The 12,949-nt window shown below is 68.6% G+C and carries 13 protein-coding genes; 10 read left to right on the top strand and 3 right to left on the bottom strand.

The genetic code is table 11. From position 1 onward, the window contains the following. The first annotated feature begins 73 nt into the window (after positions 1-73). From ACLFA2_RS01985 to ACLFA2_RS01960, 6 genes are all read left to right on the top strand, one after another. Complete coding sequence (locus ACLFA2_RS01985) at positions 74-544, top strand: prepilin peptidase (RefSeq protein ID WP_297557985.1); 471 nt, start codon at positions 74-76, stop codon at positions 542-544. A gap of 65 nt (positions 545-609) precedes the next feature. After that, the gene (locus tag ACLFA2_RS01980) at positions 610-822 is read left to right on the top strand and encodes a hypothetical protein (RefSeq protein ID WP_021199309.1); all 213 of its coding nucleotides are present in this window, start codon (positions 610-612) and stop codon (positions 820-822) included. Further along, entirely contained in the window at positions 815-1,429 is a 615-nt protein-coding gene (locus tag ACLFA2_RS01975; RefSeq protein ID WP_021199310.1) for a CYTH domain-containing protein, read from the top strand. Before ACLFA2_RS01980 ends, ACLFA2_RS01975 begins: the two co-directional genes overlap by 8 nt. A gap of 62 nt (positions 1,430-1,491) precedes the next feature. After that, positions 1,492-2,649, top strand: a complete 1,158-nt coding sequence (locus tag ACLFA2_RS01970) for a type III polyketide synthase (RefSeq protein WP_426621936.1) — start codon at positions 1,492-1,494, stop codon at positions 2,647-2,649. Beyond that, positions 2,646-3,371 (top strand): methyltransferase domain-containing protein, encoded by a 726-nt coding sequence (locus ACLFA2_RS01965; RefSeq protein ID WP_426621935.1) that lies wholly within the window; start codon positions 2,646-2,648, stop codon positions 3,369-3,371. The genes ACLFA2_RS01970 and ACLFA2_RS01965 overlap by 4 nt, the downstream gene beginning before the upstream one ends. Further along, positions 3,358-4,479, top strand: coding sequence for an FAD-dependent oxidoreductase (locus ACLFA2_RS01960; protein ID WP_426621934.1), 1,122 nt, complete (start codon positions 3,358-3,360; stop codon positions 4,477-4,479). Before ACLFA2_RS01965 ends, ACLFA2_RS01960 begins: the two co-directional genes overlap by 14 nt. A 66-nt stretch (positions 4,480-4,545) precedes the next feature. Here ACLFA2_RS01960 and lpdA read toward each other — a convergent pair whose 3' ends face one another. Further along, entirely contained in the window at positions 4,546-5,943 is a 1,398-nt protein-coding gene (gene lpdA, locus ACLFA2_RS01955; protein ID WP_021199314.1) for a dihydrolipoyl dehydrogenase, read from the bottom strand. A 9-nt stretch (positions 5,944-5,952) separates the two neighbouring features. Next, complete coding sequence (locus ACLFA2_RS01950) at positions 5,953-6,603, bottom strand: copper resistance CopC family protein (RefSeq protein ID WP_167253863.1); 651 nt, start codon at positions 6,601-6,603, stop codon at positions 5,953-5,955. 100 nt (positions 6,604-6,703) lie between these two features. On the opposite strand from ACLFA2_RS01950, the gene ACLFA2_RS01945 reads away from it, so the two are divergent. The 3 genes from ACLFA2_RS01945 to ACLFA2_RS01935 all read left to right on the top strand — a co-directional run bounded on the left by ACLFA2_RS01945 (position 6,704) and on the right by ACLFA2_RS01935 (position 8,521). Beyond that, complete coding sequence (locus ACLFA2_RS01945; protein WP_029258367.1) at positions 6,704-7,189, top strand: FHA domain-containing protein; 486 nt, start codon at positions 6,704-6,706, stop codon at positions 7,187-7,189. After that, positions 7,189-7,875, top strand: coding sequence for a MerR family transcriptional regulator (locus tag ACLFA2_RS01940; protein ID WP_021199317.1), 687 nt, complete (start codon positions 7,189-7,191; stop codon positions 7,873-7,875). The genes ACLFA2_RS01945 and ACLFA2_RS01940 overlap by 1 nt, the downstream gene beginning before the upstream one ends. Before the next feature lie 100 nt (positions 7,876-7,975). Then, positions 7,976-8,521, top strand: coding sequence for a MerR family transcriptional regulator (locus ACLFA2_RS01935; RefSeq protein WP_021199318.1), 546 nt, complete (start codon positions 7,976-7,978; stop codon positions 8,519-8,521). A gap of 69 nt (positions 8,522-8,590) precedes the next feature. Here ACLFA2_RS01935 and ACLFA2_RS01930 read toward each other — a convergent pair whose 3' ends face one another. Further along, a complete protein-coding gene (locus tag ACLFA2_RS01930) occupies positions 8,591-9,403 on the bottom strand; it encodes a ParA family protein (RefSeq protein WP_029258366.1) in 813 nt (270 codons plus the stop codon). 93 nt (positions 9,404-9,496) lie between these two features. Between ACLFA2_RS01930 and ACLFA2_RS01925 the strand changes: the two genes are divergently transcribed. After that, complete coding sequence (locus tag ACLFA2_RS01925) at positions 9,497-12,904, top strand: pyruvate carboxylase (RefSeq protein WP_029258365.1); 3,408 nt, start codon at positions 9,497-9,499, stop codon at positions 12,902-12,904. Positions 12,905-12,949 lie beyond the last annotated feature (45 nt).

The raw sequence follows: 12,949 nt of genomic DNA, 5'->3' as shown, positions 1-12,949 counted from the left end.
GTACATCGGACATTGGCCAGGGGTTGTCCACAGGGGGTCGGGGCAGCGGTCGGCGATCTCCTACTCTGCGGGGATGGATATCCGACTCGCCCTCGTCGTCCTCGTGCACGGTCTCCTGCTGGGCGTCGGGACCTGGCTCATCGTGATCGACGTCCGCACACACCGGCTCCCGAACCGCATCGTGCTGCCGACGCTCGCCTCCCTGATCGGACTCGGCGCGATCGATGCCCTGTGCACGGGGGAGAGCGGGCCGTTCCTCCGTGCCCTCCTCGGCATGCTGCTGCTCGGCGGCTTCTACGCGGTGCTGCGGGTCATCAGCCGTGCGGGGATGGGTGGGGGAGACGTGAAGCTCGCCGCCGTCATCGGCCTGGTGCTGGGGTGGCACGGCTGGCAGGCACTGGCGGTCGGCGCGGCAGCGGCCTTCGTGCTGGGGGCGCTCTACGCGCTCGTGCTCATCCTGCTGCGAAGAGCGGACGGTTCCACCCGCATCGCCTTCGGGCCGTGGATGATCGCCGGCGCCCTTCTCGGCGTCGTCCTCGGATGACGCCGCCCTCGGAGGAATCCGCATGCCTCGCCCGGATACCGCACCGACGGCGCTACCCTGAGCACATGGCACTCGCACGGCTTCACGGCGGCCCGCTCGACGGGCAGATCATCCCTCTCGGCGACGCGGACGACAAGCTGATCGTCCCCTACAGCGAGACGCAGGTGGTGTACAACCGCCGAGGCGGACCGCAGAACACCGGCCCGAACGATGGGCCCACCGAGGTCGACTACTGGTTCGACGAGTCTCTCGAGGACCTCACGCTCGACGATGACTGAACCGTCCCGTACGGTCGAGGTCGAGCGCAAGTACGACGTCGATCTCGAGACGCCGCTGCCGCACTGGGACGCGATCCCCGGAGTCGACACCGTCACCTCCGGCGAGGAGCGCATCCTGGATGCCCGGTACTTCGATACCGCTGACGGTGCTCTCTCGCAGAGCGGCGTGGCGCTGCGTCGTCGCACCGGCGGGCCCGATGAGGGCTGGCATGTGAAGGGTCCGCGGCAGGGTGACGGGCGACTCGAGATCGGCTGGCCGCTGGGCGAGGGCGATGAGCTCCCGCCCGCCGTCGCAGAGACCGTCTCGGAGTGGACGAGCGCACCCCTCACCCCGCTCGCACGCATCGAGAACGACCGCACCGCCTATCTGCTCACGGGCCCCGGCGGGATCGTCGCCGAGTTCGTCGACGATCGGGTGCGCGCCACCGACCTGCGTCAGAACGTGCAGCGCGAATGGCGGGAATGGGAGATGGAGCTCGGGCCCGCGGCGCCGTCCGATGACGCGGGGCGTGCCCTGTTCTTCGACGCCGTGGAGCAGGCCGTCCGCGCAGCCGGAGGCCGCGAATCGGCATCCGGCTCCAAGCTCGCGCGGGCGCTCGGCTTCTAGGGCAGGCCGCGGTCGCGCGCAACCCCTTCCCCCGGGACGGTGCGCAGTGCTTGAGTGACACCATGAGCCGACCGCCTGTGCTTCGATCGCTGCAGACGATCGTCCCCGACACCGTTCTCGTCCAGGAGCAGGTGCGTGATGTCTTCGCGCAGCAGCCCGACCTCGGGAGGCTGGCGCAGCGCATCGTCACGACGTCCTTCAACGTCTCAGGGATCGACGCCAGGCACACGGTGATCGATGAGCTGTCGCTCGCATCCGACACGACCGATCCCGTCTTCTTCGACCGGCGAACCGGGAGGCTGCTCGCCCCCGGCACCAAAGTACGCAACGACCTCTACACGCGTGAGGCCACGCGGCTGTTCGTCGAGGCTGCGAGGCGAGCGATCGGGGCCGACCCCGATCTCGGGCCCGCCGATGTGACGCATGTCATCACGGTCTCCTGCACCGGATTCCATGCCCCCGGCCCGGAGTACGAGATCGTCCGCGCCCTCGGGCTGTCCGATGCGGTGCAGCGTTTCCACCTCGGCTTCATGGGCTGCTATGCGTCCATGCCGGCGCTCCGCGCAGCGAGTCAGTTCTGCGCGGCGGACGAGAACGCGGTCGTCCTGGTCGTGAGCGTGGAGCTGTGCACGCTGCATCTGCGCTCCTCGGAGGACCCCGACACGATCGTCGCCTCGTCCCTGTTCGGCGATGGTGCGGCTGCCGGAATCGTCACGGCCCGCGGCCTTCCCTCTCCTTCGACCGGGCTGCGCCTTGACTGCTTCCACACCGCGATAGCGCCGGAGGGCGAGAAGGACATGGCCTGGACGATCGGCGACACCGGATTCGAGATGATCCTCTCCACCGCGGTTCCGCAGATCATCGGCGAGACGATCATCGGCGCCCTCCGTCCGCTCTATGCCGCGGAAGAGAGTCTCGGCGAGGCCTTCGAGGCCGGCAGCGTGGGGGAGGTGGTCGAGCACTGGGCGATCCACCCCGGTGGGCGCAGCATCCTCGACAAGGTGCAGGAGCGGTTGCACCTCAGCGACGCGCAGCTGCACCCGGCCAGGGAGGTGCTGCGGCAGAACGGAAACATGTCCAGCGCGACCGTGCTGTTCGTCCTCAAACACATCCTGGAGGAGGAGGCGAGGGCAGGAGACCGGGTCTCTGCGATGGCGTTCGGCCCGGGGCTCACCGCCGAGAGCGCGCTGATGACCGTCGTCGCCTCGACCGAGTCATGAGGCGGTCCCTCGCCACGCGGGACGTCGGCGCCCGCGAGCTGATGGACGATCCGCACGCCGATGCGCGCAAGCTGGCCCGGACCTACGGGCGGTTCGGGTTCGTGAACGCTCTGGTCTCCCGCCCTGGAGCCTTCTACCGTCGTGACATCCGGCCTCGGGCTCTGCGCTCCCGGTCGTTGCGGATCCTCGACGTGGGGGCGGGCGGGGGCGACCTCTGCCGTCTGCTCGCCCGGCGATTGCGTCATGAGGGGCTCGACGCCGAGATCACCGCTCTCGATGTCGACGAGCGGGCGATCCGCTGGGCATCGGCGCACGATCGCGGCGCCGGCATCCGGTATCGCCGCGCCCTCACGACCGAGCTGGTGGCGGCGGGCGAGACCTACGACGTGGTGCTGTCGAACCACGTGCTGCACCATCTCGACGACGCCGAACTCCGGACCGTGCTCAGTGACTCCGTGCAGCTCGCGGCTCCAGACGGCTTGGTATCCCATCACGACATCGCCCGCAGCCGCACGGCTCATGCGCTGTTCGCCGCGGCGACGTGGCCGGTCTCCGGAACTCTGCTCGCAGACTCGTTCATCCGTGAGGACGGCCTCATCAGCATCCGCCGTTCGTACACGGTCTCCGAGCTCGCAGCGATCGCCCCGAGCGGCTGGACCGTCAGCGGGGGTGTGCCCGCTCGTCTGGAACTGCGGTGGGAGGGAGACCGTGCCCGACCATGACGTCCTGATCGTGGGAGCGGGGCCCGTCGGGCTGCTGCTGGCGTGTCTGCTGGTGCAGGAGGGGAGGCATGTCGCGGTGTGCGAGCGCCGTACGGATGCGGATGGGCGGAACAGGGCGATCGGGATCCACCGTCCGGGGCTGGAGGCTCTGGATACCGCGGGCATCGGTGACGCGGTGCGGGCGGAGGCGCTGCGCCTCGACGGCGGCGAGGTGCGCAGTCGCCGCCGGACCCTGGCGACTCTGACGTTCGGGCAGGATCACCCGATCCTCATCCTCCCGCAGCCGCGGACCGGCGCGCTGTTGCGCGCACGCCTGCAGTCGCTCTCCCCCGAGTCGCTGCTTCTCGGACACGACGTGCGGGGCGTACGGCAGAACGCGGATGCCGTGCAGATCGCATGCGCTTCCCCCGACGGACCGCACGAGCTGTCGGCTTCCGTGGTGGTCGTCGCGGACGGCGTGCGCAGCCGACTCCGTGACCGGATCGACGCCGGGTGGCGCCGCCGCCTCGGACGGGCCTCCTATGCGATGGTCGACCTCGCCGATGCGACACCCGACGCGCGCGCCGTGCTGCACTGCGAAACGGAGGGACTCGTCGAGTCGTTCCCACTTCCCGGTGGACAGCGCCGGTGGGTGGTGCGGGAAGCGGAGGGCGGAGGTCTGCGCGGCATCGAGGAATTCTGCGCGACCATCGAGACGCGCACGGGAATCGCCGTCGCCCCCGCGGCGGACGCGATGCCGACGTCATTCGTCGCCGCGCAGCACGCGGCGAAGCGACTGCAGCGCGGGCGGCTGGTGCTCCTCGGCGATGCCGCGCACGAGATCAGTCCGATCGGCGGGCAGGGGATGAACCTCGGGTGGATGGATGCCGTTCGTCTCGCCACCGCCCTCGCCAGGACGCTGCCGAGTCGGGCGCCCGACCTGTCGGGATATGAACGGCATGCGCGCAGATCGGCCTCCCGGGCGCAGCGCCGCTCGGCGTTCTACATGTCGATGGGCGCTCCCGCTCCCCGGACGGTCGTGCGTGGACGGGAGATGCTGATGCAGGGGCTCGGATCGGCACCGCTGCGCGGATGGACGACCGGCCTCCTCACCATGCGCGGCCTCTGACGGCCTCGGAGACGCACGAAGGCCCGATCCGCTGTCCGCGGACCGGGCCTTCGTGAGGAGTCTCGATCAGAAGTTGATCATGTGACCGGCGAGGCCGTGGAAGCCCTCCTGCAGCGCCTCCGACAGCGTCGGGTGGGTGTGCACGTTGCGGGCCAGCTCGAGAGCCGTCAGGTCCCACTTCTGGGCCAGCGTCAGCTCGGGGAGGAGCTCGGAGACGTCGGGGCCGATCATGTGGGCGCCGATGAGCTCGAGGTGCTCGGCATCGGCGATCAGCTTGACGAAGCCGACCGGCTCGCCCAGGCCGTGTGCCTTGCCGTTCGCCATGAACGGGAAGGTCGCGACCTTGATCTCGCGCCCCTCGTCCTTGGCCTGCTGCTCCGTGAGACCGAACGACGCGACCTGCGGGGAGCAGAACGTCGCGCGCGGCATCATGCGGTAGTCGCCGAGCGTCTGGGTCTCGGCTCCGCCGATGGTCTCGGCGGCGACGACGCCCTGCGCCTCCGCCACGTGGGCGAGCTGCAGCTTGGCCGTCACATCGCCGATCGCGTAGATGCCGTCGACGTTGGTGCGCATGTGGTCATCGATGTCGATCGCGCCGCGCTCGGTCAGCTTCACGCCGGTGTTCTCGAGTCCGAAGCCCTCGATGTTCGGGGCGAACCCTACCGACATGAGGACCTTGCCGGCTTCGATCGAGCTCTGCTGGCCGTCCTTGCCGGTGTAGGTGACGGTGACCGAGGAGCCGTTGTCGACGACCGACTCGACCTTGGTCGAGGTGAGGATGTCGACGCCGTAGTTCTTGTACTGCTTCGTGATCTCCTTCGACACGTCGGCGTCCTCGTTGGGGAGCGCACGGTCGAGGAACTCGATGATCGTGACCTTGACGCCGTAGTTCGTCAGGACGTACGCGAACTCCATGCCGATGGCGCCGGCGCCGACGATGACGATCGACTCGGGCAGCTCACGGGTCATGATCTGCTCTTCGTAGGTCACCACGTTCTCGCTGAGCGTGACGCCCGGGAGCAGGCGGACCTTGGAGCCGGTGGCGATGATGACGTTGTCGAAGGTGACCTCTTCGGTCGTGCCGTCGGCCTTGGCGACCGAGATCGCCTTGGGGCCGGTGAAGGTGCCGCGACCGTTGTACTCGGTCACCTTGTTCTTCTTCATGAGGAAGTGGATGCCCTTGACGCGGCCTTCGGCCACCTCGCGGCTGCGATCGAAGGCCTTGCCGAAGTCGATCGTGAACTCACCGGAGATTCCGAAGAAATCAGCCTTGTGATTCAGGGTGTGGGCGAGTTCCGCGTTCTTCAGGAGCGCCTTGGAGGGGATGCAGCCGACGTTGAGGCAGACACCGCCCCAGTACTTCTCCTCGATGATCGCGGTGGAGAGACCGAGCTGCGCGCTGCGAACCGCAGCGACGTATCCGCCAGGACCTGCACCAAGGATGACGACGTCGTAGTGTGGCATGCCTTAAGCCTATCGCTCGGACGAGGGGTCGGAATCGGTCCGGGGGCCTCCGCCGCGGCGGCTCATGACGATCCAGACGACCACGCCGGCGACGACGAGCACGGCGACGATCACGACCACCCAGATCCAGGCGGACCCGTCGGCAGAATCGCCGGATTCCGTCACGGTCGTGGCCGTGGGGGCGGGAGTTGCCGTCTGCTCGGCCGTCGGCGGCGTCGTGGTCGGCGCGGCGCTGGGTTCGGTCGTCGCGGCGCTTTCGTCGCCGACGGTGACGGTGAAGGAGTACTCGCCCGACGTGGGGTGCCCGTCGCTGGAGACGACCTTCCAGATCACGTGGTAGGCGCCGGCCGGCCCCGAGCCCGTCAAGGGCTGCGTGACGATCGCGCCGTCGACGGTCGCCGGACCATCGGTGATGGAGGCGCCGGACGGATCGGTCACGACGACCTCGGTGGCGCCTTCGCCGCCGATCAGCTTCGCGTTGAAGGTGAGCGTCAACGCGGCGGGAACGACCTCGACCGACTCGTCTGCCGCCGGCGACGACGACACGAGTGCGTCGTGCGCAGAGGCGGAGAGAGGGGAGAGGAGCACGAGAAAGGCGGCGAGCAGGGTCGCGGCGAGGGCGATCGGGGCGGCCGAGCGGCTCAGAGCTTTGGTCTTCACGAGTACAGCCTATGAATCCTCGGTATGGGGCGGCTGAGTGTGGAAGCGGCCTCCCGCGACCGGCTCGGCATCCGTTAGTCTGGACAACCAGGAGGGCACAGTGACTGACAGCGACAGCCGACCGGCCGGAGAAGCCGCGATCCACCGTTCCGGTGAGCAGAGACACGACGTTACGCAGACGTTCGGGCACGATTCCGATCTGTCGTTCGTGCCGTTCGGAGTGGAACTCACCGACGTCGAGCAGTCGGCGATCGCCGCGCTGCCTGCGGGATCGGCGCTTCTGCTGGTCCGCTCCGGCGCTCTCGCCGGAGCCCGGTACCTCCTCGACACCGACGTGACGACCGTCGGCCGTCACCCCGAGGCCGACATCTTCTTCGACGACGTGACGGTCTCGCGCCGGCATGCGGAGATCACGCGCACGGGGTCCACGTTCGAGATCATCGACCAGCGTTCGCTCAACGGGACCTACGTCAATGGCGAGCGTGTCGATCGCAGCACCCTGGTGGACGGTTCCGAACTCCGCGTCGGCAAGTTCCGTCTGAACTTCTTCGCCTCTCCGCACGACCGCCCGGCGGCGAACGCCTGATGGCGGCCTCTCCTGCCCGCGAACGCTCTGCGTCCGCGGGTCTGTTGAGTATCGGTCAGGTGCTCGCAAGGCTCACCCCGGAGTTCCCCGACCTGACCTCCAGCAAGCTGCGCTTCCTCGAGGTGCAGGGCATCGTCACCCCCTCGCGCACCGACTCCGGCTATCGCAAGTTCTCGGCGTCCGACATCGAGCGCCTCCGGCTCGGACTCACGCTGCAGCGTGATCACTACCTTCCTTTGAGCGTCATCCGCGAACAGCTCGACGACGTCGACGCCGGGGGAGACGCGACTGCTCTCGTGCCCCCGCCGTCGATCACCCCGGCGCCCCGCCGGTACCGCCGCGACGAGCTCCTCGCCGCGGCCGGAGCAGGCCCGCAGCTCCTCAACGACGCCATCAGCACCGGCGTCATCACCGCTCAGGAGAGCTACCCCGAGGCGACGGTGACGCTGCTTCGCGGTCTCGTCGGCCTGGACCGCCACGGCATCGAGCCGCGGCACCTTCGTTCGCTGCGTCAGGGCGCCGAGCGCGAGGTCGCCCTCATCGAATCCGCCATGTCCGCGCTGCTCCGCCGGACCGATGCGGCCTCCCGAGCGAAAGCCAGCGAGCTCGCTCCCGAGCTCGCCACGCGCATCGACGAAGTGCGCTCGCTCTTCGTCAAGGATGCGCTCTCGCGCGTGCTTTCGTAACGAACTGATTGCGACACACCTTCGCCGCGGCACGGATGTGATTGCCGGTGCCCAGGCACTGCTCTACCGTGGAAGATAACCGTTCCAGGGAGGATTTCAGATGAATGCGGATGAGCTCACAGGCGACCCGCGGTTCGTACCCGAACTCCTCTTCACCGACGGCCTTCCGGCCATGGATGACGAGGTCGGCTACCGTGGTGCGGTCGCTGCTCGTGCCGCCGGCATCACCTATCGTCAGTTGGACTACTGGGCTCGCACCGAGCTGGTGGAGCCCACCGTCCGAGGCGCGAGCGGCTCGGGTTCGCAGCGTCTCTACGGCTTCCGCGACATCCTCGTCCTCAAGCTCGTGAAGAGCCTTCTCGACACCGGCATCTCGCTGCAGCAGATCCGCACCGCCGTCGAGGAACTCCGTCGCGCCGGCATCCGCGATCTCGCAGGCACCACGCTCATGAGCGACGGCGCCTCGGTCTACCTCTGCACGTCGAACGACGAGGTCATCGACCTCGTCAGCCGCGGTCAGGGTGTCTTCGGAATCGCCGTCGGCAAGGTGCTCCGCGAGGTGGAGTCGACGCTCGTCGCCTTCGATGCCACCGCTCCGGACCCTGTTGACGAGCTGTCCGCGCGTCGCACCAAGCGTTCCGCCTGACGTCTCACGTCATACAGAAAACGGCCGTCCTCGAAGAGGGCGGCCGTTTCGCTGTGCGCGTCAGGAGGGTCAGCTCTGCTGACCGCTCTCGGGGACGGGGATGCGACCGGTGCGGATGATGCGGTCGAGCAACTGGTCGAAGTCGGCGGCGAGCTCCTGGGCGGAGTCTCCGGGCCAGATGTGCAGCGGCTTGGCGGCACCCTGAGCCTGCTGCAGAGACGTGCGCTCGGGCAGCTGAGGGGAGAGCACGAGCGGCCCGAACATGTCGCGCAGCTCCTTGATGCGGAACTGGTGCTCGATGGACTGGGGGCGCACGCGGTTCACCACGATGCCGAGCGGCTGGAGCCGGGGCGAGAGTCCGCGTCGGATCTCCTCGATCGCGCGGAGGGCGCGGTCGGCTGCGGCGACGGAGAAGAGGCCGGGTTCGGTGACGACCATGACACGGTCGCTCGCAGCCCACGCCGTGCGGGTCAGCGCGTTCAGGGACGGCGCGCAGTCGACGAGCACGAGGTCGTAGTCGGCTTCGACGGAGGCGAGGGCCTCTTCGAGCTTCCACACGTCGCGCACACTCGGGTGCGGGCCGTCGAAGTTGATCGCGGAGGGGCTGCCGATGAGCACGTCGATCGTGCCCGGGTGCACCTTCGCCCAGCCGCTGGAGGTGATCGCCTGACGGACGACCTTCTCCTTCGGGTTCGCCAGGACGTCGGCGATGTTGAGTCGTCCGGCCACCTGGATGTCCATCCCGGTGGAGACGTCGGACTGCGGGTCGAGGTCGACGACGAGAGTCCGGACGCCTCGGGCGAAAGCCGCTGAGGCCAGCCCGAGTGTCACGGTCGTCTTGCCGACGCCTCCCTTGAGAGAGCTGACGCTGAGTACGTGCACGGAGACCACGTTACCTTCCCCTAGGCTGGGGGAACACTCAGCCCCGCCCCATGCGCATCGAAAACGCTGCGCATCGAGCTCCCAGAGGTGTGCATGTTCCAGAAGATCCTTGTGGCGAACCGCGGCGAGATCGCGATCCGTGCCTTCCGTGCGGCTGTCGAAGTGGGAGCGCGCACCGTCGCGGTGTTCCCGCATGAGGACCGCGGCTCCGTCCATCGGCTCAAGGCCGATGAAGCCTACGAGATCGGTGAGCGCGGGCATCCGGTGCGCGCGTACCTGAATGTCGACGAGATCATCCGCGTCGCACTCGAGTCGGGGGCGGACGCGATCTACCCCGGATACGGCTTCCTCTCCGAGAACCCGGAGCTCGCCGAGAAGGCGGCGGCGAACGGCATCGTGTTCATCGGCCCGCCATCGAACGTGCTCGAGATGGCCGGAAACAAGGTCGAGGCGAAACGCCATGCGATCGAAGCCGGTGTCCCGGTCCTCCGCTCCACCGAGGCATCCGATGACGTCGAGGCGCTGGTCGCCCAGGCGGAGGAGATCGGATTCCCGTTGTTCGCCAAGGCCGTGGCCGGTGGCGGAGGCCGCGGGATGCGTCGTGTCGAGACGGCCGGGGACCTCGCTCCCGCTCTGGCCGAAGCGATGCGAGAGGCCGAGAGCGCCTTCGGCGACGCCAGGATGTTCCTCGAGCAGGCGGTCGTGCGCCCGCGCCACATCGAGGTGCAGATCCTCGCCGACAAGACCGGCGAGACCGTGCACCTGTTCGAACGTGACTGCTCGGTGCAGCGGCGCCATCAGAAGGTCGTCGAGATCGCACCGGCGCCGAACCTCGACGACAGCGTGCGCACCGCTCTGCACGGGTACGCCGTCGCCTTCGCCCGCTCCATCGGGTACGAGAACGCCGGGACGGTCGAGTTCCTGCTCGAGACCGCGGGGGAGCGCACCGGCGAGGTCGTCTTCATCGAGATGAATCCGCGCATCCAGGTCGAGCACACGGTCACCGAAGAGGTGACCGACGTCGACCTCGTGCAGAGCCAGATGCGCATCGCCTCGGGCCAGACCCTCGCCGAACTGGGACTGCAGCAGGAGAACCTGCATCTGCGCGGTGCCGCACTGCAGTGCCGGATCACGACGGAGGACCCGACGCAGGGCTTCCGCCCCGATACCGGCAAGATCACGACCTACCGCTCTCCCGGGGGCGCCGGGATCCGTCTCGACGGCGGCACGGTCCATCAGGGCGCACAGATCAGCCCCCACTTCGACTCCATGCTGGCGAAGCTCACGTGCCGCGGGCGTGATTTCCCGGCAGCCGTCGCCCGCGCCCGTCGTGCCCTCGCCGAGTTCCGCATCCGCGGTGTCTCGACCAACATCCCCTTCCTCCAGGCGCTCCTGGAGGACGACGCGTTCATCGCCGGCGACGTCAGCACGTCGTTCATCGACGAGCGGCCCGAGCTGCTTCGCGGTCGCGTCTCCAAGGACCGCGGCACGAAGCTCCTCAACTGGCTGGTCGACGTCACGGTGAACAAGCCCCACGGCGTGCACCCCGGTGTGGTCGACGCCGTCACCAAGCTTCCGTCGATCGATCTGACCTCGGAGCCGGTGCCGGGTTCGCGTCAGAAGCTCCTCGAGCTGGGGCCGGAGGGCTTCGCCCGCAGCCTTCGTGCGCAGACGGCGCTGGCGATCACCGATACGACGTTCCGCGACGCGCACCAGTCGCTTCTGGCGACGCGTGTGCGCACGAAGGATCTCGTCGCTGCCGCACCGTATCTCGCGCGGCTCACTCCTGGACTCCTCTCGGTCGAGGCATGGGGCGGTGCGACCTACGACGTCGCGCTGCGCTTCCTGGGCGAAGACCCGTGGGAGCGCCTCGACAAGCTCCGTGCCGCTCTGCCCAACGTGGCGATCCAGATGCTCCTTCGTGGGAGGAACACCGTCGGCTACACGCCGTACCCGACGGCGGTGACCGAGGCATTCGTCGCGGAGGCCGCCGCCAGCGGCGTCGACATCTTCCGCATCTTCGACGCACTCAACGACGTGGAGCAGATGCGTCCGGCGATCGAGGCCGTCCGCAACACCGGGACCGCGATTGCCGAGGTCGCGCTCTGCTACACCGGCGACCTGCTCGACCCCGCGGAGGACCTCTACACCCTCGACTACTACCTGGGCCTTGCGGACCAGATCGTCGAGGCCGGCGCGCACATCATCGCGATCAAGGACATGGCGGGTCTGCTGCGTCCCGCCGCCGCTGCCGCACTCGTCACGGCGCTCCGCGAGCGCTTCGATCTGCCGGTCCATCTGCACACGCATGACACCCCGGGCGGTCAGCTCGCGACGCTCCTCGCCGCCAGCGCCGCCGGCGTGGATGCGGTGGATGCCGCGTCGGCGCCGCTGTCCGGAACCACGAGTCAGCCGTCCTTGTCGTCGCTGGTCGCGGCCCTCGCCCATACCGAACGCGACAGCGGCATCTCGCTCGACGCCGTCTCCGACCTTGAGCCGTACTGGGAGGCGGTGCGTCGCCAGTATGCGCCCTTCGAGTCCGGGCTTCCCGGTCCCACAGGCCGTGTGTACCACCACGAGATCCCGGGCGGACAGCTGTCGAACCTCCGGCAGCAGGCCAAGGCGCTCGGCCTCGCCGACGACTTCGAGCTCATCGAGGACATGTACGCCGCGGCCGACCGTATCCTCGGCCGTGTGCCCAAGGTGACGCCGTCGTCGAAGGTCGTCGGCGATCTCGCCCTCCACCTCGCGGCGGTGAAGGCGGACCCTGCCGATTTCGAAGCCCATCCCGAGAAGTACGACGTCCCCGATTCGGTCGTGGGCTTCATGGCCGGCGAGCTCGGCGATCTTCCCGGAGGATGGCCGGAGCCGTTCCGCACCAAGGTCCTCGCCGGGCGCTCCGTGCGTACGGGTCTCACCGCGATCACTGCAGACGACGAGGCGGCTCTCGGCGGGACCAGCGCCGAACGGCGGACGCGACTCAACACGCTGCTGTTCCCTGCGCCCAGTGCGGAGTTCGCGGAGCGTCGCGAGCTGTTCGGCGACCTGTCGGTGCTCGACACGAGCGACTACCTGTACGGCCTCGTCGCCGGCCAGGAGCACCAGATCGAGATCGATCGCGGGGTGCGGTTGTACGTAGGGCTCGAAGCCATCGGCGACGCGGACGACAAGGGGATGCGTACCGTGATGACGACGCTGAACGGACAGCTCCGCCCGGTGTTCGTCCGGGATCGCTCCATCAAGGTCGATGCGATCGAGGTCGAGAAGGCCGATACCTCCGTTCCCGGTCAGGTGGCGGCTCCGTTCTCCGGCGTCGTCACTCTGAAGGCAGAGGTCGGAGCCGTCGTCCGGGCCGGCGAACCCGTCGCCTCCATCGAGGCGATGAAGATGGAGGCGGCCATCACCGCCCCCGTCGACGGCGTGGTCGAGCGCCACGCGATCGCCGAGACGCAGCAGGTGGACGCCGGAGATCTTTTGGTCGTGATCCGTCCGGCGCACTAATCTTGTGCGGGCGAGGGCCGCGCATGCGTGCGCACCCGAGGCTCG

Source organism: Microbacterium sp. As-52 (assembly GCF_049949185.1).
GTDB lineage: Bacteria > Actinomycetota > Actinomycetes > Actinomycetales > Microbacteriaceae > Microbacterium > Microbacterium maritypicum_A.
Note: the sequence above shows the minus strand (reverse complement) of the source record. Positions and strands in the feature narration are given on the sequence as shown.

What these genes read in the sequence shown, in the direction of transcription:
- ACLFA2_RS01935 (WP_021199318.1), top strand. Translation starts at nt 7,976, where the DNA reads ATGAATGCGGATGAGCTCACAGGCGACCCGCGGTTCGTACCCGAACTC.
- ACLFA2_RS01970 (WP_426621936.1), top strand. Translation starts at nt 1,492, where the DNA reads ATGAGCCGACCGCCTGTGCTTCGATCGCTGCAGACGATCGTCCCCGAC.
- lpdA (WP_021199314.1), bottom strand. Translation starts at nt 5,943, where the DNA reads ATGCCACACTACGACGTCGTCATCCTTGGTGCAGGTCCTGGCGGATAC.
- ACLFA2_RS01975 (WP_021199310.1), top strand. Translation starts at nt 815, where the DNA reads ATGACTGAACCGTCCCGTACGGTCGAGGTCGAGCGCAAGTACGACGTC.
- ACLFA2_RS01940 (WP_021199317.1), top strand. Translation starts at nt 7,189, where the DNA reads ATGGCGGCCTCTCCTGCCCGCGAACGCTCTGCGTCCGCGGGTCTGTTG.
- ACLFA2_RS01985 (WP_297557985.1), top strand. Translation starts at nt 74, where the DNA reads ATGGATATCCGACTCGCCCTCGTCGTCCTCGTGCACGGTCTCCTGCTG.
- ACLFA2_RS01980 (WP_021199309.1), top strand. Translation starts at nt 610, where the DNA reads ATGGCACTCGCACGGCTTCACGGCGGCCCGCTCGACGGGCAGATCATC.
- ACLFA2_RS01965 (WP_426621935.1), top strand. Translation starts at nt 2,646, where the DNA reads ATGAGGCGGTCCCTCGCCACGCGGGACGTCGGCGCCCGCGAGCTGATG.
- ACLFA2_RS01925 (WP_029258365.1), top strand. Translation starts at nt 9,497, where the DNA reads ATGTTCCAGAAGATCCTTGTGGCGAACCGCGGCGAGATCGCGATCCGT.